Annotated in this window: 20 protein-coding genes; 1 reads left to right on the forward strand and 19 read right to left on the reverse strand. The window is 58.7% G+C overall.

The window, feature by feature from the left end; all coding sequences use genetic code 11:
- Window positions 1–24: 24 nt before the first annotated feature.
- The 14 genes from HGP17_RS23610 to HGP17_RS23675 form a co-directional block, all read right to left on the reverse strand.
- Window positions 25–1,392 carry a condensation domain-containing protein gene (locus HGP17_RS23610; protein WP_168812904.1) on the reverse strand — a complete coding sequence of 456 codons (1,368 nt, stop codon included), beginning with the start codon at window positions 1,390–1,392 and terminating at the stop codon, window positions 25–27.
- Window positions 1,389–3,863 carry a condensation domain-containing protein gene (locus HGP17_RS23615; protein ID WP_168812905.1) on the reverse strand — a complete coding sequence of 825 codons (2,475 nt, stop codon included), beginning with the start codon at window positions 3,861–3,863 and terminating at the stop codon, window positions 1,389–1,391. Before HGP17_RS23615 ends, HGP17_RS23610 begins: the two co-directional genes overlap by 4 nt.
- 19 nt (window positions 3,864–3,882) lie before the next feature.
- Window positions 3,883–5,475, reverse strand: coding sequence for an amino acid adenylation domain-containing protein (locus HGP17_RS23620; protein ID WP_168812906.1), 1,593 nt, complete (start codon window positions 5,473–5,475; stop codon window positions 3,883–3,885).
- Window positions 5,476–5,981: 506 nt separating this feature from the next.
- Window positions 5,982–6,977, reverse strand: a complete 996-nt coding sequence (locus HGP17_RS23625) for an isochorismate synthase (protein WP_168812907.1) — start codon at window positions 6,975–6,977, stop codon at window positions 5,982–5,984.
- Between the two features lie 321 nt (window positions 6,978–7,298).
- Window positions 7,299–8,951: an AMP-binding protein gene (locus HGP17_RS23630; protein WP_168812908.1), complete on the reverse strand. Its 1,653-nt coding sequence runs from the start codon at window positions 8,949–8,951 to the stop codon at window positions 7,299–7,301.
- Window position 8,952: 1 nt separating this feature from the next.
- Window positions 8,953–9,810 carry an alpha/beta hydrolase gene (locus tag HGP17_RS23635; RefSeq protein ID WP_168812909.1) on the reverse strand — a complete coding sequence of 286 codons (858 nt, stop codon included), beginning with the start codon at window positions 9,808–9,810 and terminating at the stop codon, window positions 8,953–8,955.
- Window positions 9,807–11,186, reverse strand: coding sequence for a salicylate synthase (locus tag HGP17_RS23640; RefSeq protein ID WP_168812910.1), 1,380 nt, complete (start codon window positions 11,184–11,186; stop codon window positions 9,807–9,809). Before HGP17_RS23640 ends, HGP17_RS23635 begins: the two co-directional genes overlap by 4 nt.
- 15 nt (window positions 11,187–11,201) lie before the next feature.
- Window positions 11,202–11,447 carry an MbtH family NRPS accessory protein gene (locus HGP17_RS23645; RefSeq protein WP_168812911.1) on the reverse strand — a complete coding sequence of 82 codons (246 nt, stop codon included), beginning with the start codon at window positions 11,445–11,447 and terminating at the stop codon, window positions 11,202–11,204.
- Window positions 11,447–12,829 (reverse strand): SidA/IucD/PvdA family monooxygenase, encoded by a 1,383-nt coding sequence (locus HGP17_RS23650; RefSeq protein WP_168812912.1) that lies wholly within the window; start codon window positions 12,827–12,829, stop codon window positions 11,447–11,449. The genes HGP17_RS23645 and HGP17_RS23650 overlap by 1 nt, the downstream gene beginning before the upstream one ends.
- A 441-nt stretch (window positions 12,830–13,270) precedes the next feature.
- Entirely contained in the window at window positions 13,271–14,086 is an 816-nt protein-coding gene (locus HGP17_RS23655; protein ID WP_168812913.1) for an arginase family protein, read from the reverse strand.
- A gap of 27 nt (window positions 14,087–14,113) precedes the next feature.
- Window positions 14,114–14,788, reverse strand: a complete 675-nt coding sequence (locus HGP17_RS23660; RefSeq protein WP_168812914.1) for an HAD family hydrolase — start codon at window positions 14,786–14,788, stop codon at window positions 14,114–14,116.
- Window positions 14,789–14,968: 180 nt separating this feature from the next.
- Window positions 14,969–15,541: a DUF308 domain-containing protein gene (locus HGP17_RS23665; protein ID WP_168812915.1), complete on the reverse strand. Its 573-nt coding sequence runs from the start codon at window positions 15,539–15,541 to the stop codon at window positions 14,969–14,971.
- A gap of 55 nt (window positions 15,542–15,596) precedes the next feature.
- The gene (locus tag HGP17_RS23670; protein WP_168812916.1) at window positions 15,597–15,914 is read right to left on the reverse strand and encodes a hypothetical protein; all 318 of its coding nucleotides are present in this window, start codon (window positions 15,912–15,914) and stop codon (window positions 15,597–15,599) included.
- Between the two features lie 162 nt (window positions 15,915–16,076).
- Window positions 16,077–16,658, reverse strand: a complete 582-nt coding sequence (locus tag HGP17_RS23675) for a TetR/AcrR family transcriptional regulator (RefSeq protein ID WP_168812917.1) — start codon at window positions 16,656–16,658, stop codon at window positions 16,077–16,079.
- 216 nt (window positions 16,659–16,874) lie between these two features.
- On the opposite strand from HGP17_RS23675, the gene HGP17_RS23680 reads away from it, so the two are divergent.
- Entirely contained in the window at window positions 16,875–17,921 is a 1,047-nt protein-coding gene (locus HGP17_RS23680; RefSeq protein ID WP_246704202.1) for a YihY/virulence factor BrkB family protein, read from the forward strand.
- Between the two features lie 100 nt (window positions 17,922–18,021).
- On the opposite strand, the gene HGP17_RS23685 is transcribed toward HGP17_RS23680, so the two are convergent.
- From HGP17_RS23685 to HGP17_RS23705, 5 genes are all read right to left on the reverse strand, one after another.
- A complete protein-coding gene (locus tag HGP17_RS23685; protein WP_168812919.1) occupies window positions 18,022–18,903 on the reverse strand; it encodes a carbohydrate ABC transporter permease in 882 nt (293 codons plus the stop codon).
- On the reverse strand, window positions 18,900–19,793 hold the full coding sequence (locus HGP17_RS23690) for a sugar ABC transporter permease (RefSeq protein ID WP_168812920.1): 894 nt from the start codon (window positions 19,791–19,793) through the stop codon (window positions 18,900–18,902). Before HGP17_RS23690 ends, HGP17_RS23685 begins: the two co-directional genes overlap by 4 nt.
- Window positions 19,794–19,859: 66 nt before the next feature.
- The gene (locus HGP17_RS23695) at window positions 19,860–21,119 is read right to left on the reverse strand and encodes an extracellular solute-binding protein (protein WP_168812921.1); all 1,260 of its coding nucleotides are present in this window, start codon (window positions 21,117–21,119) and stop codon (window positions 19,860–19,862) included.
- Window positions 21,120–21,191: 72 nt separating this feature from the next.
- Entirely contained in the window at window positions 21,192–22,286 is a 1,095-nt protein-coding gene (gene ugpC, locus HGP17_RS23700) for a sn-glycerol-3-phosphate ABC transporter ATP-binding protein UgpC (RefSeq protein WP_168812922.1), read from the reverse strand.
- A gap of 46 nt (window positions 22,287–22,332) precedes the next feature.
- A complete protein-coding gene (locus HGP17_RS23705) occupies window positions 22,333–25,077 on the reverse strand; it encodes a sugar-binding domain-containing protein (RefSeq protein ID WP_168812923.1) in 2,745 nt (914 codons plus the stop codon).
- Window positions 25,078–25,115: the final 38 nt, after the last annotated feature.

A 25,115-nucleotide genomic window follows, 5' to 3' on the forward strand; every position in this document is an offset into this window, starting at 1 on the left:
GTTCAACTCGCGAATTCATGGATGTTACCAGGCCTCGTGGATTGCATCGTGGATGGTGCCGTCTAGGCGGGAGAGGAGCTCGGCGACGGTGGCGTGATCGAACGCATTCCGGGCATAGGTTGCCTCAACGTCGATGACGGTTTCCGCGCCGCGCCCGCGCACGAATATCTCCAATCCCAGGGGAACGAGAGGAAACTGGACCGCCTCGTTGTGGAGCCGCTGCCAGCGAGTGGTCGCCCCGGGCAGGCGAGGGCCTTCCGTTCCGCTGGGGATGAAGACGACCAATGAATCGAAAAGAGCCGGCGGCTCTGCAACATCTTGGCCTCCAAGTGCCTCGATCATGCTCTCATAAGGAAGGTTTCGATGGGCAAAGCCCGCATCGAATTCCATCGCTGTCGCCGGAATCAAGGCTTCAGCTCTCTGAGCCTTGCCGACGGGCAGGCGAAGAACGATGTGGTTCGCAAAATTGCCGATGAGCTGCTCGGTCTCAGGCTGGTCACGGGTCAACACTGTCGTGCCGATCGTCACCTCTTCCGCGCCATTCCTGCCCAATACCTTGGCCCAGCAGGCCATGAACGCGATGAATGGCGTTACCCTGTGCCTGGACGCCAGGCGCGTCAGCTCGAGCGATGCTGTCAGCCGGTAGTCGACACGACCGGCTGCCTCCGGATGGGCCGCCTTGTTCCCGCTTTCGACAGGCAATGTCTTTGCCGGTCGCGAAGCGCCGAGCCGCTGCTTCCAGTAATCCATGTCGGCGGAGCCGGTGCCGGTCTGATGGTTGCGTTGCCACTCGGCGACATCGGCATATTGAATGGCCGGCTTCGAAGACACGGCTGCGCCGGCTTCATAAGCCTTTTCAAGCTCCTTCGAGAGCAGGGCGAACGTGGCTCCATCCCAGATGATGTGGTTCACGATCAGCGCAAGCATCACCTCCTCTGGACCGGTGCGGAAGAACAGTAGCTTCAGAGGCGCATCGGTCTCCAGATCGAACGGGATTTGCAACGCGGCCTTGGCCAATTCCGTCGCTCTCTCGGCGGACGCATGCTCGAACGATCTTGGAACATGCATGGATTTCCGTATCCGTTGGAAAGGAATTCCATCCGCGCCGAGATGGTAGGTCGTCCGCAGAATTTCATGCCGCTCGACGATGCGATCGACGGCTTCCGCGATCGCATGCTCATCCACCCTTCCTGTGAAGGTGATGAGCAGGCCGAGATTGTTGCTCACACTATCGGGATAGGCCTGCTGGTATCGCCATGCATGCTGTTGCGAGAACGAGAGGCACGCGGTTTCGGGATTGCCGCGAACCGGAATGCCTCCGGTTTTCGCGGCTGCCGCCAACCCCGCCGATGCGAGCCGCTGCCGGAGCAGTGCTTGGCGATCCACAATCATGCCGCCGTTCCCGCTTGCGACGACGCAGCCTCTGGCGCCATCTCGCCGAGATGACTTGCGACTTCATCATCGGACATGGCCCGAATTTCGAGAACGATGGCCGCGACCTCATCCAGCCTTGCCGGATCGTCGTCCTTGCGAAGCTGCTCGGCCAGTTCCGCAATGGTGGGAGAACGGAAGAGAGAACGCAGCGTCACCGCATTGGTATCGAGCTCTTCCTGCAGGCGAGAAACCACTCTTGCCGCGAGCAGGGAATCGCCGCCGAGCGCAATGAACTCCTCATTCACGCCGACATCCTCAAGGCCCAGAATCTCCTCCCATACGCCGGCGATGACGCGCTCGAGATCGGTGCGCGGCGCAACATGATCGGATCGCCCCGATTGATCGGCGATCAATTGACCGATGGCCTCCAGCTTCGGCTTGCCGTCCGCGTCCAGTGGGAACTGGTCGACGATCACGATTTGGCCCGGCAGAAGATGAGACGGGATTTGCCGTGCGAGTTGCGCCCGAAGCGCCTTGCCATTGGATGCGGCGTCGCTATCCCGGCTCGGCTCAAGCACGACCGCGGCGACGAAGCTGTTGTCATGAGGCACGACCGCAGCGTCCTTGACGCGTTTGTCGGACCTGACCGCATTCTCCACTTCGATCGGCCAGACCGCTATGCCGTGGACATCCAGCCGCTCGCCATCGTCGCCGAGCAGCTTCACCTTGCCATTTCCATCGGCGCGACCCCAAAGCTCCGTCTGCTCGTCCGCAAATAGCAGCCGGCCGGCAACGTGGTCGGGCCGGTCTCTGCCCATGGCATCGACAACACGCACATCGCGATCACCGAGACTGCGGGCAGGCGGATTTTCGGCTGAAAGCACGATCGGCCGCGTCCAGGCTTCCGGATCGTCGACGAGGTCACGCAGCGCATGTTCAAATAGCTTGAACATGGTATCGACCACACCCGGGATAAGGGCTTCTTCTCGCGTATCCCAGTTCACCAGAAGGCCATCCTCGAACTCGGTCACCTGCGCATCGAGAAGAACCTGAGGTCCTTGCGAGATAACCCAAATCGGCCGGCCCACGATCGACGTCACCGCCGGTGCGAAGAGCTCGCCAAGGCCAAGAGCGCTGGTGAAGACGACCGGCGCCAGCACAGTTTCGCCACGCTGTCGGCTGAGTTCGCGCAGGACATCGAGACCGGTATAGGACGCATGCGCTGCATCAGCATGCATGCGGTGCTGCAGCGACCGGACCCGTTCGACGAATGCGAGCGGCTTTCTCAGATCGATTTCGAGCATCACGGAGCTGGAGAAATCGCCGACGATCCGGTCGATGTCGGGATGATCCGCGGCACGGTTGAACATCGGAACATTGAGCAGGAAATGATCGGTCGCACTCCAGTAGCCGACGACTTCGGACAGCACTGTCGCGACCGTCATGGCAACGGTTACGCCATTCTGGCGGGCGATATCGGTAAGCCGCTGCTTTCGCTCTGGCGAAAGCCACAGGTGTCGCCGCGCAACTTTCGGAACCTCGCTGGCAGGCGATGCGTCGACCACCTCCGGCAGGATCGGTGCACCTGGCAGCGAATTCATTCTCTTTTGCCAGGCTTCCGCTGCAAGGCGGGTGCGCTGCTCCTGCCCGGATTTGCTGCTTGCGAGATAGTCGCGGTACGTCAGTCCAAGTGACGGGAGCTGCGCCGAGGGCGATGCATAAACGGCCGCAAAGTCGGCAAGCAGAATGCGGTAGCTGACGGCATCGGCCGCGATCATGTCGACATCGAGGTGAAGACGTGTCGCACCGTCCGGAAGTAGAGTCAGCGCAACCGACATTACCTGACCATTCTCGATATCGAGTGCCTGATGCGAGAAGGCGTTGCGTATATGGTCCAGGTGTTCCTGCACGACTTTGGAGGACTGATCGCGCATATCATGCACGACGAACGGCGCGGACAGCTTCGCCAAGACGTCCTGCTTGCCATCCGAGGTGATGCGGGTACGCAGCGTCTCGTGGCGCTCCAGCAGTCGATCCAGCGCGAATTTAAGTTTATCCGGATCAATTGCGGAGCCCGCTCCTGTGGGAGCATGGTCAAATTCCGCGTAAAGATGCGCTGCAACACCACCAAGCCTCTGGCCGCCGCTGCGCCCCACCCAGTAGGCGTGCTGCATTACGCCCAGCTGGCTAGGTTCGCTATCTGTTGACTTCGCGCGATCGGTTGCGGCGACAGATTTGGCTGCGGGCTCGGCTTCCTCGGCGTTTGCGCTGCCGACCAGCTTGTCCCAGGCCGCGATCGTCGGCTCTCGTGCCAGATCGGCAAAGCTCACCTGCAATCCGCTCCGGCGTAGCCGATTGACGAGGCGCAGCAGAGCCACCGAGTCCAATCCGGCTTCGAACAGGTTTTCGTTATCGGTAATTGCGGCCGGCTCTTCGCCGAGAATTTCGACAACGGCATCACGCAGCCACCGCTCGTTGCTAATATTCATCTGTCGTTTCCTCTGGTGATTATTGGGGGCGGTTGACGAGGCGGCGTCGCAGCAACTCCTCGCGGAGGTTTGCCTTGGCCGTCTTGCGCGCAGGCGGCGGTGTCAGTGCGCCTCGGTCCAGTTTTCGATTGGGCGTAAGCGGAAGCGCTGCGAGCAGCATGACGTGACTGGGAACCAGATGCGCCGGCAGAAGGCGCGCCAGATGGGCACGCAGATCGCGTTCATCCAGCTTGCCGCTTGCCATCACAACGTAGGCAACGAGGCAATCGTCGCCGTCGTTTCCGTCCGGGTCCGGTTTGACGGCAACCGCGCTCGCGGTGACGCCTTCATAGGCATCGAGCGCCGCTTCGACTTCGTTGGGCTCGATGCGGAATCCTCTCAAGGAGAGCTGCGTATCGGCACGGCCGATGAAGTTGAGCTTGTCGCCGAAGCATCGCACCAGATCGCCGGTTCGGTAAAGCCGGCCGCCATGCTTGTCAGGGTCCGCCACGAAGCGCGTCGCGGTCAATCCGGGGCGGCCGAGATAGCCGTGGGAAACTTGCGCTCCTCCGAGATAGAGTTCCCCGACCTGACCTTCGCCGACCTGTTCCAGCCGGTCGTCGAAGACATAGTCGTGGAATCCGGGTAGCGGCTGGCCGATCGGGCTTTCACTGGAAGCGAGGCTCATCTCCGGCAGAATGTCGATCGCCGTGACGTGCACCGTGGTCTCCGTAATCCCGTACATGTTCACCATGCGCGGGCGCGCCGGACGGCGGCCAAACCAGGCGGACAGTCGCGCGGGATCCAGCGCCTCGCCGCCGAAGATGACCAGCCTCAAGTCGGCAAGTGCCTGCGAGCCGTTGGCATCGGCGCGCTCGAGTGATGCGAACGAAGAGGGAGTCTGATTGAGGACGGTAACGCGTTCGGCTTCCAGCAAATGCAGAAGCTCATCACCGGACCACGTTGCTTCCGGCGGGACGACGACCGTTCGTCCCCCGGTCAAAAGTGGCGCCCATATCTCCCAGACCGAAAAATCGAAGGCATAGGAGTGAAACGCGGTCCAGACATCGGCAGCGCTTAAGCCGAACATCGGGACGGTCGCATCGAGCAGGGTCAGGACGCTGCGATGGGAAACGACGACACCTTTTGGCCTTCCTGTCGAGCCGGAGGTGTAGATAACGTATGCCGGATGATCCGGGTCGAGCCTGGAAATTCGATCGGAATTCTCGATGGCAGTCGCAGCCCAGCTCTCGCCGCCATCATCCGCAGACAGTTCAATCCTCGGGAGACCGCTATCCGGGATCTGGATGTCGGGCGCCGTTACGATCGTGACCGGCTTTGCGTCCGATACGAGATATTCCAGACGCGCGGACGGATAGGCCGGATCCAACGGAAGGTAGGCTGCGCCGGACTTCAGCACAGCCAGCAGTGCGACGATCAGATCGGCGGAGCGGGATAGCGAGACACCGACAATGCGATCGGGACCCGCACCCGCCGCGATGAGCCGTCGTGCCAGTCGGTTCGATCTGGTTTCAAGCTCGGCATAGCTGAGGGACTGGCCATTGTATGTGACTGCATTTACGTTGGGCGAGATGGTAGCGAAGTGCGTGAAGCGATCTGGAAGAGTGTTCATGTCAATCTCTCCGAAGACCTGACTTAGACAAGGTCTGCATCATCAACGGACCTGCCGCTTCTGATTGCCTCTCGAATTCTCTATGTTCGAAGCGTTGCTGTGTCGTCGGCATGCATAGCCTCTCTGATGCCTTGAAATGATTTGTTTCAGACGCCGCATGATTGGTGCGGCATCTGGAACGGCCCCCAATTGTGTGTCGGGAGTCGGCAAGGAAAATTCGTGTCTGGATGCAGAGAAGCTGATTGCTACCTCTGTCACCGTCGCCATTACATGTCAGGCGACAAGCACCGAGATCTCGGCAGGGTTTATAATCAAACGGAACTGTCCCGTCCAGTAATTGTTGACTATATTTCTCATATTTTTATCCTGACCCTATCAACTGACGTCACTGGCATTTGAATTGTCATTGGTTGCGCTAATGACCATCAAGAAGCGCACGATATCGCATGCATCCAACCATTGATGTCATGTGCCACGAGCACATCAAAGACATCTTCTGAGCGATCTTATCCGAGAGCATTGATGAATGTTTGTAGCTTTGTTCTGGTCTCTGTATGCTCTTTTTCGGGATCAGAACCCGCAACGATACCAGCACCTGCAAACACAGTTGCCTTGTTTCCACTCACGATACCGCATCGAAGTGTAAGGACCCATTCTCCGTTTCCTTCATCGTCCATCCATCCGATAAGTCCCGCATAGAACCCACGATCGAAGCCTTCGAGCTCTGCGATGGCTTTTCGGGCGGCCTCTTGCGGCCAACCGCCGACGGCTGGTGTCGGATGAAGGGCATAAGCAAGAGTGATAGGCGATACGTTCTCTCGCAGCATGCCGGTAATGTAAGTTCCGAGGTGCCAGATGACGGGCGTCTGTACCAACTGAGGCTCGGTGGGAACCTCGACCATATCAGCGAATTGGCGGAATGTGTCGCCAACGGCCTGAACGACGAGGGAATGTTCGACCAGATCTTTCTTTGAATTCAAGAGCCCGCGGGCAACTTCCTCGTCCGCAAGCGCGTTGGTGGCCCGCGGTATGGAACCTGCCAGCGGTGTGCTGCGGATCTTGCCCTTGTCGCTGCTCAGCACCAGTTCCGGACTTGCGCCCAGCAGCACCGCAGGTGCGTCTTCAAGACTATCGGGAAGGTCGACCCGATACACGTAAGCACTCCCGTTTCGTGCGCACAAACGCGCGTAGACGGCATCGATATCGATCGGAGCGTTGAAATCGACGGTCACGCTGCGGGCAAGGACGACCTTGTCCAGGTCGCCTGACTCGATGCGCTTCAGCGCTTCCGTAACGTTCTTTCTGTAGGCGGGAGAATCATCGCCGTGGATTTCGAAGGCGTTGCGCCGTTCTTCCTTCGGAAGCGCTGCCGTCGGGTAATCCGTGTTGAATTCCACCTCTTCAGGGATATAGAAAACCGCCTCGGCGTCAGCGTCGAAGGGCACCAGACCAACCACGATTTGTCTGGTTCCATTGTGTTTCTTTTGGCCGGCAGCGGTCATGGCCGCATTGACCGCAGCGGCAACGGAAGCGCCGTCGGAGCGCTCGGGATAAATCCGTTGAGCTACACCACGGGTTCGCAGCTGATATGCAGGCGTTGTCAAATCAAACCGGGCATTCATGCAACCATCTCCGTCTTATCATCAGGAAGACACGTCATTTTCGTTCAAACGGGCGCACCGAAATTCGCGATCACATGCATCTGTTGACCTCGGATCGCGACGGCAAACGCGGCGCGCAATTTCCCTGGAGCCGGGGTGCTGCTGACACCGCACGTCTCGAGTAAATTGCAACTGCGTATTGGTCGCCGGGCGCCCGGCGCGCTAAACCGGCGCGCCCACGGGATCAGTCACAGCCTCTTGGCCAAACTCGGCGAGAAGACGCTTGCGGTCGATCTTGCCGAAACGGGTCAGGGGGATTTCATCGACGATGCGAATCCGATCGGGGAACTTATAGGTCGCCACGCCGCGGTTTCTCAGGAAATCCTTGAGGTCGCGCAGGCTCGGCGGAGCATCGATCGGCCGTACGACGGCGCACGATGCCTGGCCGAGACTTGCATCGGGCACACCAATGACGGCAATTTCCCTCACGGCAGGATGATCGAGCAGATATTCCTCGATTTCGACGGACGAGAATTTCTCTGCGCCGCGATTGATCTGGTCGCCGGCACGGCCCTCGACCATCAGATGTCCGCTTGGCAGGCGGCGCACCAGATCGCCAGTGCGGTAGAAACCGTCGGCGGTGAAGGAGCGTTGGTTTGCCTCCGGCGCTGCCAAATAGCTGCGGATCGTGTAAGGGCCACGCGTCCAAAGCTCACCCACCTCTCCATCGGCAACTTCGGCGCCCATTTCGTCGACGAGACGGATCTCGTCGTGCGGCGATAGCGGACGGCCCTGCGTCGTCTCGACGAGATCGATCGGATCTCCCTCGCGGGTGAAGTTCAGCAGCCCCTCGGCCATGCCGAAGACCTGCTGGACGCGCACGCCGAGAAAGCCGTGGATTCTTGCGGCAACGGATGGCGCAAGCTTGGCTCCGCCGACCTGTAGAACGCGCAGGCTGTAAAGGTCGGTGTCGTCGAACTCACGCGCTTCGAGCCAGAGTGCTGCAAGCGTCGGAACTGCCGCTGTTACCGTCACCCTGTGCTTCGCGATCAGGCCGAATACGGAATCCGGGCTGGGCTCTCGAGCAAGCACCACCGTGCCGCCGACGATGAATGTGCCCAATATGCCCGGGCAGGCGAGGGGAAAGTTATGAGCGGCGGAAAGGCTTGCGAGATAGACAGTGGCATCGTCAAAACCGCAGATCTCGGCGCTGGCCCGAGCATTGTATTCATAGTCGTTGTGGGTGCGCGGGATGAGTTTGGGCAGCCCTCCCGTACCGCCTGAATGCAGGAAGAGCGCAACTGAGGTGGCATCCAGATCGGTGATCGCAGCAGCATCAGTTGCGGCCCCGACAAGCTCGCTATAGCTCGTCAACGTGGGGTCGCTGCCTGTGTCACCCACGACGAGAAGCTTTTGCAAGGATGGCACGGCTTGGCGAACGCGTTGCGCAAGCGAACGGAAATCATAACTCGCTTCGACGTCGGTGACCGCATAGGCAACGGCACCGGAACCCCTGGCAAGATGGCTGACTTCCTGCTCGCGATGCGTCGGCAGAACCATGACGGGGATGATGCCGGCCCGGATCGAGCCGAACAGCAGCGTGACGAGTTCAATGACATTGGGCAACTGCAGGATGAAACGATCGCCACGCTTGAGGCCCCATGCCTGCAGCGCCGCCGCCACCCGATCTGCGGCCTCGTCGAGCTGCGCATAGGAGAGGCTTTGCCCGGCCGAGTCGATGAGCGCGATCTTGTTCGGATTGAGCTTCGCCTGATCACGGATCGGGGCAGTCAGCTCTCGTCCACGCCAGTAGCCAAGTTCGGTATATCGTTGGGCCAGTTCGGTTGGCCACGTCCGTAAAGTCGGTTCAGACATATTACACCCTGGTACCTGCTGAGATCCTGAGCACACTCGCAGTGGCGAGCGGCCGTCGGAGATAGTCGATGATAAGGCGGTTGGCCTCTGCGGGTTTTTCGAGGTATCCGAAATGGCCTGCATCGGCGATTTCGGCATATTCCGCGCCCGGAACCACGTCCGCGACTTCCCGGCTCAATCGGGGCGGGATGGCGGCGTCATCGGCAAAGCCGATGACCAACATGGGGACGGAAATGTCTCTGTAGGCGGAGCGGCGATCGCCGAGGACCTGCGATATCTGCAGCTGAGCCTTGTGACCGGCGCTGATGCGCCCATCGTCAAACGCGAACATGTCAAGCCAGTCCTGTGCCTGACCTTCATCACGAAGTGTCGCCGGCGACAGATATTGCAACGCCATGACAGCGGCACGATAGTCGGCTGGTGGCGGGCAAGCATAGTCCGCAAGCTCGATCTCGCCGCGCGTCATGGCCTGCTGCACGGGTTCCAGCCGGGCATGGGCGGCAAGGGCGATGACGCGGGACAGGAGGTCCGGTCTCGAGAGTGCTGCTTCGACCACGATCCTGGCGCCCAGAGAGGTGCCGATCAAGGAGACGTCCTCGCAGCCGAGGTGCTCGATCAGCCCGACGACATCGTTGACCATGTCATCCATCGTAAATCCGCCCGGGCATTCATCCGTCGGCGGAATGCCGCGATTGTTCATGGAGATCACCCGGAAGCCCGCCGCTTTCAGTGCGGGTATCTGATGGACCTCCCAGACGCGGGCGGGGCTTCCCGTTCCCATCACCAGCAGGACGGGATCGCCAGTTCCACCGGTATCCTCGTATGCCAGGCGAATGCCATTGATATGAGCCGCAATCACGCATCGCCTCCGGATTTAGGCACGAGGAAGCGGCTGACGCTGCGCATCTTTTCACGCGTCTCTTCCAGTTCGCGTTCTGCGTTGGACTGCGATATGAGGCCGGCGCCGGCACGGAGCCAGGTCGCTCCACCGACTTGATAGACGGACCGAAGCACGAGCGCCGCATCAAGCCCGCCCCGCACGTCAACCGAGAGCACTGCGCCACTATACAGGCCGCGAGGGGAGTGTTCGCGAAGGCTGATCTCCCGGCACGCCTCACGTTTTGGAATCCCCGATGCCGTCACGGCTGGAAAGACGCTTGCAAAGGCGTCCCAGCAGCTGGCGCCAGATCGCAACTGGCCGCGAACGTGGGAAGCCAGATGCTGGACGCTGCCCCTGGAAACGACATCCATGAAGTTTTCGACGAATACGGTTCCGGGTTCGCTGACTTCGGCAATTTCATCCTGGGCGAGCTTCACCGATAGGGCGTGCTCGTAAATCTCCTTCGGGTCACTCAGGAGGTCTTCGCGAAGTGCTGCGTCGCGTTCAGGCTGTCCGGTATAGGCGCGGGTGCCGGCAAGCGGCTGCGCGACTACGGCGCCGGTTGCCGAGACCTCGATGATAGCCCCAGGGCTGACACCAGCCGCGGCGATGCAGCCGAGCCGCAACAGGAAGGACCGTGCGGGCGTGTTGTTGCGGCGAAGCGTCCGATAGCTCGCGATCAGATCGATCTCTTGCGAGACGGCGACGGAGCGCGAAAGGATCAGCTTGCGAAGCTTGCTGCCGTCGATTGATTTGATGGCCTCTCGCGCGGCATCGACATAGCCCGTCGTGTCATTGACTTCATCGACGTGAACGCGTGCCGACGGCTCAATCGCTTTGGCATTGCGCAACGCGTCCTGCCAGAGTTCGGCGACTTCGGGATCCGAGATATTGAGCTCGGCCTCACCTGACCGGATACGCGCGACGTTTTCCGGTACGAATAAATAGAGCAGGGTTCCAGCATCATCGGCGATGGGCAATCCCTGCAGCAAGTAGGAAAGCTCGAATGCTGCCCAGCCGAAGACGCGCGCCTCGGCGCCGTTCTGATCCGGGAGGATGCTGGCCAGCATCGACTGCACTTGCCGCAGCGGGCGATCGCCGAGGGGCTCGGTACGCGATCCGGTCGGAGCGGTCAGATGAAGGCCGTTCCGATCGAGCCGGATTTCCATTGCGCATCCCGCCGCAAAGGCGATCTCGTCGGCCTTCTCGTACAGGATGTAGGGTGCTGGCGCTATGCCGGCTTGCGGCACATCGATGGCCGACGCAAGAGCGGCTGCGGCTGTGATGATATCGACTGTCAACGGCACGATATGCGCCGACTTGGATTGCGCGATACCTGAGGTGAACACGGTCATATCGACGCTTCCTCCTCAGATGCTGCCGGAGTTCGACGCGTTGGATGCCATGTGGCTGCGCAGGGATCTTGGTCGCATATCCGTCCATGTCCTGTCGATCCAATCGAGCACCTGCTGACGCGGGGCACCATCGGGTGCGCCATAGGCGATGTTCCAGCCTTCAGGGACGCCCTTAAATGTCGGCCAAAGGGAATACTGCTCCTCGTCGTTGACCAGAGCAAAGAAAACGCCGTTTGGATCATCGAATGGATTTACGGTCATCAGATTGCTCCCAGAGTGACGCGCTTGGCATGTGATTGTTCATAGGCTTCGTATTGGGCATCGGCGGTGATCGAGTTGAGAATTTCGGCAGATCGAACAGCGACATTGGATAGCAGAGTTGAGGTCAGGCCGTGGCTATGTTGAACCCCACCGTTCAGATAGATCCGTCCCGATATATCCGGGAGATCGATGGAATAGTCTCGGTTGACAACCGGCAGGTATCCATCAAAGGAACCGGATATATCAATACCATGACCTAGCAGTTCACGCAGATCGAATGGCTTGAATCCCGTCGCGAATATGATGGCATCGAATGTCAACTGTTGACTACGGCGACCACCAATATCCCGAATTGTTGCGGAGACGCTATGCCCATTATCTTCGATTCGATCAACTTCTGTTGTTCGATGAATATGAAGACGGCGATTGCCGGTAATTGTCTCATCATATTCCCGTCTATAGATGTCATTGATTAGATCGGCATCAACTGCAGAGTAATTTGTTGGCCAGTGATAATCCAAGAGGCGCTTCTTAAGCTCTGGTGGAGCGGTATAAAACTCATCCACGGATGAAGGGTCGAAGATGCGATTGACATAGGGTGTATCGTCGGATGGTGAATATCCAAATCGTCTAAGTGACGCATGAATCTCCGCCTTTTCGTAGGTTCCATGAAGATACGCGACGACTTCTGCAGCGCTTTGTCCTGCGCCTACGACTAGAAATCGCATATCACTTCGTGATGGAAGTGCTTCCAGGCTCGATAGAAGATTATTATTGTGGAACACTCGATGACTAGTAACGACATGATCGGGTAATACGGGACGATATCCCATGCCAAGCACAACGTTGCGTGCTAGTATCGTGTCTAAATGTGTATCTCTGTTGTCATTGCATGTCGCTTTGACCGTAAAGAAGCCATTGCGCCATTCGATCTGTCTAGCGGTGATACCATAGGAAACTGGCATCGATATGCGTTTTTCTGCCCAACGAAGATAGTCGTGGAATTCCTTGCGGGAAGGAAAGAATGTCTTGAGATTGATAAAGTCGGAAAGTCTCTGATTTTCATGCAGATAATTGACGAAAGTATATGGGCTCGTGGGAGTGCGCAGGGAAACAAGATCTTTCAGAAAGCTGATCTGCATCGTTGCATTCGGCAAGAGCATACCATTGTGCCAGCTAAACTCTTGTTTTGCATCGATGAATTGCGCCGTTAGTCTCTGCTCCCTAGGCTGGCTTTCATTATATTCTTCGATTGCAATGGCGAGGCTGAGATTGGTCGGCCCAAACCCAATACCGAGAATATCAACTTCATTTGGGATCGTTTCATGGGGTATCCGACCTGTCAGATGATCGGATTCGGCGCGCGGATGTATCGTCGGCATATATAGCCTCTCTGAAGCCCCTGAGATAACTTTTTGGCCCGCGCCAGCAGCCTGACGCGAAGTTCGGAGTAACTCCCAGCGCGGAGATGGGAGTCGGCGATGTCTTGATGTGAAAGTGCCGAGGGCGCCTTTCGTCGTCGCACTGAATGTCGATGGGCAGTCCTGAGATCTCGGCAGGCGTTATAATCAAACGGGACGGTCCCGTCTAGTCATTCTTGACTATTATTATCATATTTTGTGTGGCCGTATTTTCACACCGACTTGTCGCCAAGAGGCCTCGCCAAACGACCGCTAATTGCGATCGTTGCCACTACGATAGGAGGCAAATAGGGCGACTTTGGATTTTGCAAAGCCGCCCCGATAAGTGTGCTCAGGAATGTGTATGAAAAGCAAAGCGAGCTGCGCGAGAGGTGACTTTAGGCGCGCCGGCGAAATGTCATGCTAGTTCGCGTCTATAACCGGTGAGATGACATCAATTATGACGGCAAGGGCCGAGGCGTCTTCGATGTTGTTGCCGGAAGCTTCGAACTCTGCAAGTTCTATTCCGACGATTTGCTCAGCCGGTAGTGCGCGGAAGATCGCACGCAATGAATCGGGATGCAGGCCAGCGGGGATCGCGTAGGCGGCCGGCACATAGTTGGGCTCCAGCACGTCCCAGTCGACATGGATCCAGACCGGTGCGTCTCCGATCGCCGAACGGATCGCTTCCGGATTGGCATCGGCTGGGGAGATCACATGAACACCCGACTGTGTGAGCAGTTGCTCTTCCGCTGCATCGATATCTCGCGCGCCGACGATCACGACACGAATTGGATCGATCCCTTGTCCATGGCCGCTGTCCCAAAGTCCGCAGGCGGCAGCAAGGACCATTCCGCCGAGATATCCGCTTTGTGTGGTTCGCGGAGTATTGAAGTCGCCATGAGCATCAATCCAGAGAAGGACCGCATCAGGGTGGTGTGCAAAGGCGACTGGCAGCGACGCGAGACTGGCGGAGCAAGTGTTGGCAACCATCAATGGCTTTCTGCCGCGCTGCAGAGCCGTTGCAACTGCGTTGCGCAGCGAGGTGAGCGTTTCCTGCGCGTCCGGCAGGCTCGTCGACCAATCGTCAAGTCGAGAAGGAGATGGTGTGCCGACGGCGATCGGTGTCAGTCCGGTGAGCTTTGCGATCGCCTCGGCCGTCAGCGCTGCTCCGGCGATCGCGCCCGGTGTTCTGTCTGCAATGCGGCCCTGGGACAGGATAAGCTCGTAATTCAACATAGTCTCCTTCGTTGTCGGGAAGCCGCGTCAGATGCGAGGAAGGTTTGAGAGCATGGCAAGCCCATCGCCAAATCCCTCATGGACTCGAGCGCCCTCGGCTCGAAGCTTCTCGCCTTTTTCACCGAAGCCTATTCCGAGAAACTCCAGCCCGAGATTTCGTGCGGTCTTGAGATCCCATATCCCGTCGCCGATGGAGACGATCCGATCAACACCGGATATCTCGTGCTTCAGCTTTGCCCGCTCGATGGCGTTTGAGACGATATCCTCCCGCGTCGCGTAATCCGACGCCGTCACGAGCAGATCTGCGTCGTAGGAGACATTCAAGCACGCAAGTTTTCGCAGCGCCCCATGACGGAGACTTCCTGTTGCGAAAACCGGAATCCAGTTGCTGTGTTCAAGTGCGATCAGAAATTCCGGTGCTCCTGCGATCGGCAGGAGGGGCGCGATCCCTATCTCGGTATCGAACGCTTCGATGAAGCCTTCTTCCAGCCGCTTCAGATCCGGCGCGTGTTGCCAGCGCGCTTCCTCCCAGGCTTCGGCAAATATGCCGCTATCCGAATGATGTCGATAGGCGGACCAGTCCGTTCGAAGCGCCGGAAAACCGAAACTCGACAAGGCACGTTCGAACGCTCTTTGATGCTGTGCGATGCTATCGGTCAGCGTTCCATCAATGTCGAGGACGACAATATTCTCTTTGAACATAAGCTTCGGTATCTTGAAAATGATATAGCGACCAGAGCCGCCGCCCGACAAACTGTCCGGCGGCGGCTCTGGTCGCTATATTTGTTCGGATATATTGCAGTCAACAGCATCGGCTGAGACGCATCACGAGGGCAGTCGGGATGGAGGCGTTTACGACGATGGTGGCCGGCGAGAGCCTCTTCAGGCTTCCCGCCGAATTCCGCTGACCGTCAGCCACACGGCTGAGACGATAAAATAGAAAGCGCCAAAGCCCGCATATCCGGCAATATTGGCGATGGATGGCGGTGTGGGCATCTGCGCCTGCAGGATAAAGAATGCCCCGGCGATTGCCGATTGGCCGCCGCTCAGGACCATGGCCCACTGACCGCCATTCGTTTTCCAACGGCGGATGGCTGTGCCAAGTTGCAGCAATCCCGAAAGGATTGCCCATCCGCCATAAATTGCAATTACCCAGTTCATGCTAACGGTCATGGCAGCAATGACGGCAATTGTAATCACGAGGCTGACGGCGACGTTGAACGCCTGCGTGCGGTTCCCGGCCAGCCCGCCATTGCGCGAGGCGTCGATGAAGTTGGCGGCCGCGTCCCATAGCGGATAGATGATCAACAAAAAGGTCGCGATGGCCGGCGACTTCAGGCCGATTGTCAGGGCGGCAAGCACCCAGGCGATGGAGAAGAATGCGCGGGCAAAATAATAGAGCTTGAGCCACGCATTCTGATCGTTTGACGAGATGGCAGTTTGATTGGTGTTCATGGTGATACCCTTTTGGATTGTTTCGATGGTTGAAATTCTGGCTGTTTGAAGCAGGTCAGAGGTAGCCGACGTGTCGGCCGAAGGCGGAGATCTCGTCCCAATTGCCTTTGCCAATTCGTTCGCTCTCGCCAGAGAGCCGGCGTTCGCCGGATGGAGCCGTTTGAGCAACATCCGTCATGGTCGATGACGAAAAGCCTTCAGTGCCTTGTTGCGACAGTGTGGCGGTGATCGCTGATTGCCGGTGTGCGATCCATCTGTTTTGCGGATCGGATGTGATCGAGGTCGTGCGGCAGACCTCGACACCGGATGTGGCGGACGTCGCCGCGATCGCACCGACCTTTTCCACCGTCTTTCCCTTGGGCCAGCAACTCATTTCAAAGTCTCCTGTGAGCCAGCCCAATTCGGTTGTTCGAGTTGGGCATGACCGTTCAATTCTGCGGCATTAACTCAATTTACCTACTAGTTGGTAGGTTTACTGCTCATGCAAAAACACGCTATTGTTCCGATGCGCCGCCATCGTAACTGCTTCTGGCGATTATCGGGGTCGCAGCCTTTCCAGGCTTGATTTCAGCACCGTGCCAAAAACGTCACTTTTCCCGTAAGCTCTCGCAGAGAGCATCGCGCCATGGATCGTCGCCATGAATGTCTCTGCCTCGGCTGAGGGCGATGTCGTGAGTGACAGCGTTCCCTGTTTCCCTCCACGCTCCATGACCGCTGTCAGCCATGTGGATAGAAAACGAAAATAGGCGCGAACTTCCACCGCGACTTCCTGAGGGAGCACTGGCAGTTCGCTTGCAAGCAGAGCTGAAAGGCAGAACGGGATGCTCGCATCTTCAATGCATTGCTCCCAATAGTTTGCGTAGACGTTCAGCAGCTCAAAGGCGTCCGGTACCTTTTGCTCGATCTCCAGGAAGCTGGCTTCGGCATTTTCGCGATAGCGAGCGACGAGAGTGCGCACCAGATCGGCCTTGGCGGGGAAATGATGATGGATGCTGGGTTTTCTGATCCCCACCGCGACCGCTATGTCGGCATAGCTGAAGCCATTATAGCCACCGGCGATAATCAGCTTTTGCGCGCAGTTCAGAATTTCGTCGGATGTTGTCGAAAGATTGCTCATAGGATTTATCTACCTTCTAGTAGGGAGACTGTCAACGGGAATTGGACTTTGATCGCGCCACAGGACTTCGAGATTGCCGTCTCCTCCTCGCGGACTCGGCAAATCCATTATTTTTTCATGGGCTTGGAAAGAAATGCTGGCCACATCGTTCTAGTCTTGTCGGGTGAAATGATAGACGCATTGGAGTGAAGGATGGCCGGAAAGCGTACGTTGACCATGATCCATATGGCCACCTTGATCGCGGCCGCTGTTCTCGTAGGGACGATGCTGATGCGGAAAACGCGAACTGTCGCGGGCTCAAGGCGCGTTGCTGATATCGATGATCATGGCCGCGATGCCGATGTGCCGGAAGAGCTGCCGATGAACGGGCTGAGGGATGTCTTCTGGCGCGTCGTCCACGGAATTTCGAATGACCGCGTCACCTTGATTGCCGCGGGCGTAACCTTCTACCTGCTTCTCGCGATATTCCCGGCACTTGCCGCGCTCGTGTCGTTGTATGGGCTCGTGGCCGATCCGGTCACGCTGTCCCAGCATCTGCGTGAACTGGCCGCGGTTCTTCCGCCCGGCGCCTTCGATTTGTTTTCCGATCAGCTTGCCGTGCTGACGTCAAAGCCGCATGCGGAACTCGGCACGACATTCTTCATCAGCCTTGCCATTGCGCTCTGGAGCACCCACAGCGGCACGTTGGCGCTCTTCGATGCCATGAATGTCGCCTATGAGGAGCGAGAAAAGCGAAGCTATATCAGGCTCAATCTGATTGCGCTGTGTTTTACGCTGTGCGCCATGATTGCCGCTGCTGCCGTGATCGGGCTTGTCGCGGTGCTGCCCGTTCTTCTCGCCTATGTCTGGCTCGATCATTATCAGGAAGAGCTGGCCCTGGTTGCCCGATGGCCGGCTCTCATTGTGCTGGTCGTCACGGCTATTCTGGCGATCTATCGGTTCGGGCCCAGCCGTGAGCCGGCGCGGCTGCGGTGGATGACGTGGGGAGCGGCTTTGACCGTGCTCGCATGGCTCGCGATGTCCTTTGCGTTCTCCTTCTATCTCGGTCACTTTGCAAACTACAACGCGACCTATGGCACGCTCGGCGCTCTGATCGGCTTTCTGATATGGACCTGGCTGTCCGTCACCATCCTGATCATCGGTGCCGAATTGAATGCGGAGTTGGAGCATCAAACCGAAAGGGATTCCACCACGGGAACACCGCGCCCCATCGGAACGCGCGGCGCCTATGTTGCCGATACTCTGGGAGAGGTAGCGGAGTGAAGGAGCGGCTATAATCTCCGACAATCGCTCCGGCGCCCGCCTGAGGAAGCCGGAGCGTGGCCGGTCGATGGCGAACAGAAAATACGCCGATCCAAATTGCTTATCCCTTTATCCCGGCAGACAGCATGATGGCGCGTGTGATCTGCTTCTGAAACAGCAGATAGAGGATCGCGACGGGCAATCCGGCCAGAACCGCAGCGGCCATGTCCTTCGCGAAACGAACGCCGAAGACGTCCTTTACCTGTGTAATGCCGACCGGGATGGTAATCGTGGCATCCGACGTCGCGACCAGGAAAGGCCATAGGAAATTGTTCCACGCCGCGATGAAGGTGGTGATCCCCAATGCGGTTATCACGCCCCAGTTCATGGGAACATAGATCTTCCAGAGCGTGCGCAGATGACCCGCATTGTCGAGCATCGCCGCTTCATGGAATTCCTTCGGAACCTGATCGAAGAATTGTTTGAGGATGATGATGACGGACGGCACGACGAGTTGGGGGAGGACGATGCCGCCCCATGTGTTGATCAGTCCGAATGTGTTCATCAGTACGAAATGGTTGATGATCAGCGCCTCTGCCGGCACCATCACGGAAGTAATCAGGGCTCCATAGATCAGGCGGCGGCCGGGAAACTGGATCTGGCTGAGCGCATAGGCGCAGCAAGCGCTCATGATCAGCACCAGAACGGCGATGATCGCTGATGTGCCGACCGAATTCAGGTACCATTGGACGATGCTCGAATGGTCGATCACGTAGCGATATGGCTCAAGCGTCGGTGCTTTCGGGAAGAGCCCGGGATTTCGGCTGACTACCTCGGTGTCGGATTTCAGCGATGTCACGACCGCCCAGTAAAGCGGAAAGAACCAGATCAGCGCCCCGAATGCCGTGAGTGCGGTCAGAGCGCGGCCGCTCCAGCCGCGCGAAGCGATCGCGTTCGTCGTCATGGTCAGCTCCATGGGGGAGTTCGTCGTCAGCACGCTCATTTCGGGCCTCGCGCGCGCAGGAATTGATATTGGAGGACCGAGGCAATGAGGATGATCACGAACAGAATGGTTGCGACAGCCGCACCTTCACCGCCCTTGTTCTGCTTGAAAGCCAGATCGTAGATGATTGTCATCATGACCGATTGTGCGTCTGCCGGCGTGTGCGCGAAATATCCTAGCAGATACGGCTGCGCGAAGATTTTGAATTGCAGGATCAGCTGCAATGTCAGCACAAGCGCGGTGACGGGCCAGATCAGCGGCCAGGTAATTTTTGAAAAGACACGCCAGCGACTGGCATTGTCCAGCGCAGCCGCCTCGTAGACATCGGGTGAAATGCTGCGCAATCCCGCCAGAAAGAGAAGGATGTTAAATCCGATCGTCCACCAGATCGTGACGACCGCAACCGAGGGCATGAAGTAAGTCGGCGAGCGCAGGACCGGCAGCGGTCGCCCGCCCGTAAAGAGACCGATGACGATCTGGATGACGCCGTATTGCATGTTGGCGATCCAGGTCCAGATCTGCGTCACCACCGAAACCGGTAGGATCGATGGGAGAAAAAAGCAGGCAAGCACCAGCATCTGTATTCGGCCGTTCAGGCGGTTGACGCCCATGGCGATGAAAAGCGCGAGACATGTGCCGGGAACGACGGTCAAGGCGATGAAGTAAAGCGTGTTCAGAAGTGCTTTTTGAAACTGCGGCGACGAAAGCTGGCGAACGTAATTATCCAGGCCCACCCATTCGCCGGGGCCGATCAACGGCGCGTTGGTGAGGCTCATCGCCACCATCCGCCATGTCGGGTAAGCGAATATCACCAGAAACGCGATGACTGCCGGTGCGACCAGCAGCGCTGCAACCATGGTATCCTGTTTTCTGTTGCTGACTGCGGCCATCCGTCACCTCTCTCGTTAATGCAGCCCCGGGGACCGGGAGGAGCCCCGGGGCCGTTGAAGAAAACGTCATTGAGAGTTCATGTGATCACGAAACTTCTCGAGCGTTTCCTTCACATCGCCTTCGCCGTTGAGCGGTCCGGACACCATGTTTTGCCAATCGTCGTCGAACTTCGAAGCCGCGCCCGTCAGCGGCGTCTTCGGCATGTAGAAGGCATTGATCGCCATGGCGGCATAGTCTGCCTGCGGCTTGAGCGCCTTGTAGGCGGAAGACGTGCTGACCGGCAGATAGGCCGGGATATGGCCGGCGGCGGCCCATTCCAGCGAGTTCACGTTCATCCACCGGATGACTTCGAGAACCGCGGCGCGTTTTTCCGGCGTCATGGTCTTGCCTACATTGTTGGGAATGACGAAGGAGTGCGAGTCCGACCAGTTGGCCGCCTTGCCCATCCAGGCCGGAATGTTGATCATGCCGTAGTCGAAGCCATTGCCCTTGGCGACTTCCGTTTCCATCGTCGGTAGTTCCCAATTGCCGTTCAGGAAGAAAGCGGACTGTCCGGCGATAAAGGTCGGGGTGATGGTTTCCGTGTCGATGTAAGGCTGCGCCCAACCTTGCTTCACCCAATCGGTGACCTCGTTGTAGGCCTTTTCCATCTTCTCGAAATTGTCGCCCTGGAGAAATTTGCCGTTCTCCGTCAGCTGACCGCCTTCCTGACCGAACAGGGTGTAGATATCCCGCAGATCGCCGTTCGAGGAGGAGATGACCACGCCGTTCTTTCCGGCGTCCTTGGCCTTGGCCAGCACCGCGCGCCAGCCTTCCAGCGTGTCGATACCGGTCGGCTTGCCATCCTGGCCCAGCGCGCCGAGGTCCTTCAGCACCGCTTTGTTGTAGTAGAGCACTTCGCCATGGACGTCGAAGGGAACGGCGTAACGCACGTTGTCGACCGTGGAGGCGGCAATCGCGTTTGGAGGATAGTCACCATCCTTCAGACCGACCGCCTTCAGCTCTTTCGGATCGATGGGCGAGACTGTCTTTGCGGAGACAGCGCCCGCCAGACGCGAGAGGTGATAGGTTGCGATGTCCGGTCCCTGACCGACAGCCGCGGAGGTCTGCAGCTTGGTGTAGTAAGGAGTGCCCCATTCGAGCGTCGTGCCCGTGATCTGGATCTTGTCCTTATGTTCGTCGTTGAAGCGCTGGATGAGCGCTTTCATTCGCACCCCGTCGCCGCCGGACAGAAAGTCCCACCAGACGACATTTTCGACTGCGAATGCTGGAAAGGCTGTCATCAGGGCTAACGCCGCGATCGATGTTCTCAACAGGTTGCGCATTTCACTCCTCCAGGTGATCGGTTTCCTCCCGGGCCGCCCGCTTCGGGGTGGCCTTCATGCACTGCTCGGCGGCTAGTGAGCCGCGTGATATCCCTTGCCTGTTTCATCAAAGAACATCGCCTTCGATCCATCGGCGTCAAAAGCGATTTCGTCGCCGCCGCGCGCATCCGTGACTGGCGCATCGACGCCTATGATCCGAGTTCCATCGGCAAGCCTGGCGTGAACGAGCGAGCGGTCTCCCATCTGCTCGACATTGACAACCATGCCTCTGACCGTGCCCTGTGCCGAAACAGTCAAATTCTCAGGTCGCAGCCCGAGCGCAAGCCCGTCTTGCGGCAAGCTGTCGAAGGCGGCCGCCGTTTCAAGTTTCACTCCGCCGGTGATCGTGGCAATCGTGCCCTTGGAGCCGCGTTCGATATGCCCGACAGGCAGGAAATTCATTGCCGGCGAGCCGACGAACTGCGCGACATAACGGCTGCTCGGCCGAGCGTAGATATCCATGGGCGTGCCGACCTGCTCGATCTTGCCCTTGTTCAGAAGGACGATCCGGGTCGCCAACGTCATCGCCTCGACCTGATCATGCGTGACGAACACCATCGTGGCGCCAAGGCGTTCATGAAGCTGCGACAGCTCAAGGCGCGTCCGTGTCCGCAGGCCCGCATCGAGATTCGACAAGGGCTCGTCGAATAGGAAGACTTTCGGTTCGCGCACGATCGCGCGGCCGATCGCGACGCGCTGGCGCTGGCCGCCGGAGAGCTGTGCCGGTTTGCGCTCAAGAAGATGGTCCATCTCCAGCATTCTGGCTGCCGTCGAGATTCGCGTCGCGATCTCAGCCTTTGGCGTGCCGACATTGACGAGGCCAAAGGCGAGATTTTCGCGCACGCTCATATGGGGATAGAGGGCATAGGACTGGAACACCATCGACACGTCGCGCTGGCCCGGCGCCAGCTGATCGACCCGGCGACCGCCGATCCAGATCTCACCACCGGAAACCGTTTCAAGCCCGGCAATCATCCGAAGCAGCGTCGATTTGCCGGAGCCCGACGCCCCGAGAAAGACGACGAATTCGCCGCTCTCTATACCGAGCGAGATATGGTCGAGCACGTCAACGGCTCCAAAGCTCTTGGAGACACCGCGGATACTGACGCCTGAATCTGTCCTTGCCACTCAAACTCCTCCCGGTCACGCGCGGCTGTTCAGACCTTGCAACCGCCTAGGCGGCAGCCGTTTCGATGATGCAGTCAAGCAATGTCGCAGCAACCGGATCGAGCCCTGCGGGCTCGCGCATCAGGCCGAAGGTCGTCGCCACGATATGCCCGGCACCGAGTTGCCGCTCGGCGATGGTCGCGCATGGTTTATGGATCCAGCCGGCCATCGTGCCGGCATGAACCAGTCCATCGAAATGGATGGGACGGAAGCCGGTAATGACGCGATTTGGATTGACGCCGACGAAGGAAAGATCGGTCAGCGGACCGCCCGGCAGACGCTCGAACGCTCCGGAGCGTTTCACCCAGCTGAAGCCGGTCACCCAGTTGCCTTTCCAGATCGTGCCGTTACGGTCCGTAACGCGCATCTGCGGCATCGGCTGTCCGCGATCGCCGCCGGTCGGGTAATTCCAATTCGGCTGGTCGCTGCGCAGATTACCGAAGGGAAGGGGCGCCGTATCGGCCAAGGACACGTAGCGAGCGCCGTGCTCCAGAGCGTCGATGTCGGCCTGGTCGAGCGAGGACGCGACACAAACGTCGGCTTTCTCGGCACCGACCACGTTATAGCCCAGCGCCGTCAGGTAGCGCACGATGTCCGGTTCTGCCGAGGAAACGGCAAGTGTGGGTTTGCGGCGTGCCGCGTAGACGCTCACATCCAGGCTGTTGCGGGCAATTTCACGGCCGCCAGCGGTCAGCGTGAACTGAACAGCCACCTGCTTGCCGGCCATGTCCTCGGTAAATGTAAGGGCAAGCGCCGATAGCTGAGATACCGATGTCGCCTCCAGCGGCTCGACTGCGATCTTGCCGCTTGAGCCACCATCGATGCTCCAGGTCAATTCGGCCGCCGTCGGTATCGCCTGGCCGCCGGTAGAGATTTCGAGCTCGACACTGGTCGTATCGCCGGCCCAGACTGCATAGCGCTGCATGCGCGGCACAATGACCACGTCGCTATTTATCTCATGGAAGCGGTTGTGATAGGCGCGCGTGTTGCGCTCCATGTCCATAAGGCCATTGGCTTCCCAATGGAGGTCTGTCAGCTCCGTGATGACGTAACCCTGAATGGAGGCATGCCGGCGCATTTCCTCGATTTCGAATTTGAGCGCGTTGAATTGATGCCACTGCGCGTCCTCGATGAAGGAATCGAAGGATGGAAAGACCTTATCGAACTGGTAGGTCCTAAAGCGCTGCTGGACGCCGTGGGGATAGGTTGCGCCCTCGCTGTCCCATTCCAGGCCATTGATGAACCAGAAAGGCTCCTTGCCGTCTTGCAGTAGCTTGTCGGGATGGGGGAGGCCCCAGACGCCGAACTCCGAGACGACAAGCGGTTCGTCGCCGCGGCGTTTCGCATCGCCGTTCGGCGAATAGGACCAGTCGGGACGCTTGGCGAAGCCCGAAACCCACTCGGCCCATTCCCGCGCCATTTCCGGCACAGAGGCATAATAGTGATAGTCGTCGATATCGGAGACGACATGGAAATTGGGAATGCAGGCAGAGTTGTCGACGACCAGCCGGGCAGGATCCTTCGCCTTCAGCCAATGATAGGCTTTGTCGAGCCACGCGCGCTGATCGGCGCTTTCGACAAGCCGTGTTCCCCAGTCTTCGTTGATGATGGTCCATATGACGATAGACGGGTGATTGCCGTCGCGGCGAAGAGTGCCCTCCATCGTGTCGAGCAGGCGCCTGGCCGATTTTTCCGTAAAGGTCTGAATGTTGGGAATTTCCGTCCAGACCAGCAGGCCGAAGCGATCCGCCACATCATAATAGCGAGGATCCGGAACCTTGATATGGCAGCGCAGGAGGTTGAGGCCAAGCTCCTTCGATTTGCGCGCCTGATCCTCGAGGAATTCCAGCGACGGCGGCGTGTAAATGCCCTCGGGATAATAATCCTGATCCAGCGCGCCTCTCATGTAGAATGGCTGCCCGTTCAGGAAGAACTTTCCTTCCTTGGCCTCAAAGGTGCGGAAGCCGAAAGTTTCTTCCGCCGCGTCTATGACGATACCGTTCTCGCTCAATTCCAGGACCGCACGATAGAGCGCGGGGTCGTCGAGCGACCAAGCCTCGACCTTCTCGATCTTTAGGGCAGCCGACGCGACGTCCGCGTTCTCAAGCCCGAGCTCTGTCGATGCGGCGATCGCACCATTCCGGTCAAGAATCTTGACATTCAAGGTGCCGCTGAAGGCGGCAGCCAGTTCGACGTCGATAGCAACCGCGCCGGTGGCCAGATCGGCGCGAATGGCCTGATGTGCAATATGTGCCTCGTTGCGGCATTCGAGCCAAACCGATTGCCAGATGCCGCCGAGCATGCCGTACCAGCTCTGTTTGCCATGCGGAATTTCGTCGAACGGAAAGTCCGGGAATGCCTGGGCATCGGCACTGGGCAGCGTCACCTTCACGTCAAGGCTGAGTTCGCCGGCCAGCAGGTCGGCGGGTATGACCAACTCGAACGGAAGATAACCGCCTTCGTGCGCACCGAGGAAACGGCCGTTCACCGACACTTCGGCAAAATAGTTCACCGCCCCGAAATGCACGATCACCTGACAATGAAGCCACTCCTGCGGGACGCTGAGCTTTCGCGAGTAGATCGCGGTGCCCGCCGCCGCGCGCAGATCCGGAAAATGCGCCTGCCAGGGGGCCGGTACAGCAATAGTCGTCGGCTGCTGTCCGTCCAGCTGAAAATCCCAGGTTCCATCGAGGGACAGGCGTGCACGTCGCCCGGATTGAGTGTCGGCGAAACGGCGGGAGGCGATGGTCATGAGCCGCAAGCTTTCCAGTTGGAATTAGTCACAAAATA

This window comes from Rhizobium sp. P38BS-XIX (assembly GCF_012641435.1).
Taxonomy (GTDB): Bacteria; Pseudomonadota; Alphaproteobacteria; order Rhizobiales; family Rhizobiaceae; genus Rhizobium.

What these genes read in the sequence shown, in the direction of transcription:
- HGP17_RS23610 (WP_168812904.1), bottom strand. Translation starts at nt 1,392, where the DNA reads ATGATTGTGGATCGCCAAGCACTGCTCCGGCAGCGGCTCGCATCGGCG.
- HGP17_RS23665 (WP_168812915.1), bottom strand. Translation starts at nt 15,541, where the DNA reads ATGAACACCAATCAAACTGCCATCTCGTCAAACGATCAGAATGCGTGG.
- HGP17_RS23685 (WP_168812919.1), bottom strand. Translation starts at nt 18,903, where the DNA reads ATGAGCGTGCTGACGACGAACTCCCCCATGGAGCTGACCATGACGACG.
- HGP17_RS23675 (WP_168812917.1), bottom strand. Translation starts at nt 16,658, where the DNA reads ATGAGCAATCTTTCGACAACATCCGACGAAATTCTGAACTGCGCGCAA.
- HGP17_RS23670 (WP_168812916.1), bottom strand. Translation starts at nt 15,914, where the DNA reads ATGAGTTGCTGGCCCAAGGGAAAGACGGTGGAAAAGGTCGGTGCGATC.
- HGP17_RS23645 (WP_168812911.1), bottom strand. Translation starts at nt 11,447, where the DNA reads ATGACCGTAAATCCATTCGATGATCCAAACGGCGTTTTCTTTGCTCTG.
- HGP17_RS23620 (WP_168812906.1), bottom strand. Translation starts at nt 5,475, where the DNA reads ATGAACACTCTTCCAGATCGCTTCACGCACTTCGCTACCATCTCGCCC.
- HGP17_RS23650 (WP_168812912.1), bottom strand. Translation starts at nt 12,829, where the DNA reads ATGCCGACGATACATCCGCGCGCCGAATCCGATCATCTGACAGGTCGG.
- HGP17_RS23655 (WP_168812913.1), bottom strand. Translation starts at nt 14,086, where the DNA reads ATGTTGAATTACGAGCTTATCCTGTCCCAGGGCCGCATTGCAGACAGA.
- HGP17_RS23680 (WP_246704202.1), top strand. Translation starts at nt 16,875, where the DNA reads ATGATCCATATGGCCACCTTGATCGCGGCCGCTGTTCTCGTAGGGACG.
- HGP17_RS23615 (WP_168812905.1), bottom strand. Translation starts at nt 3,863, where the DNA reads ATGAATATTAGCAACGAGCGGTGGCTGCGTGATGCCGTTGTCGAAATT.
- HGP17_RS23690 (WP_168812920.1), bottom strand. Translation starts at nt 19,793, where the DNA reads ATGGCCGCAGTCAGCAACAGAAAACAGGATACCATGGTTGCAGCGCTG.
- HGP17_RS23625 (WP_168812907.1), bottom strand. Translation starts at nt 6,977, where the DNA reads ATGACCGCTGCCGGCCAAAAGAAACACAATGGAACCAGACAAATCGTG.
- HGP17_RS23640 (WP_168812910.1), bottom strand. Translation starts at nt 11,186, where the DNA reads ATGACCGTGTTCACCTCAGGTATCGCGCAATCCAAGTCGGCGCATATC.
- HGP17_RS23660 (WP_168812914.1), bottom strand. Translation starts at nt 14,788, where the DNA reads ATGTTCAAAGAGAATATTGTCGTCCTCGACATTGATGGAACGCTGACC.
- HGP17_RS23705 (WP_168812923.1), bottom strand. Translation starts at nt 25,077, where the DNA reads ATGACCATCGCCTCCCGCCGTTTCGCCGACACTCAATCCGGGCGACGT.
- HGP17_RS23630 (WP_168812908.1), bottom strand. Translation starts at nt 8,951, where the DNA reads ATGTCTGAACCGACTTTACGGACGTGGCCAACCGAACTGGCCCAACGA.
- HGP17_RS23695 (WP_168812921.1), bottom strand. Translation starts at nt 21,119, where the DNA reads ATGCGCAACCTGTTGAGAACATCGATCGCGGCGTTAGCCCTGATGACA.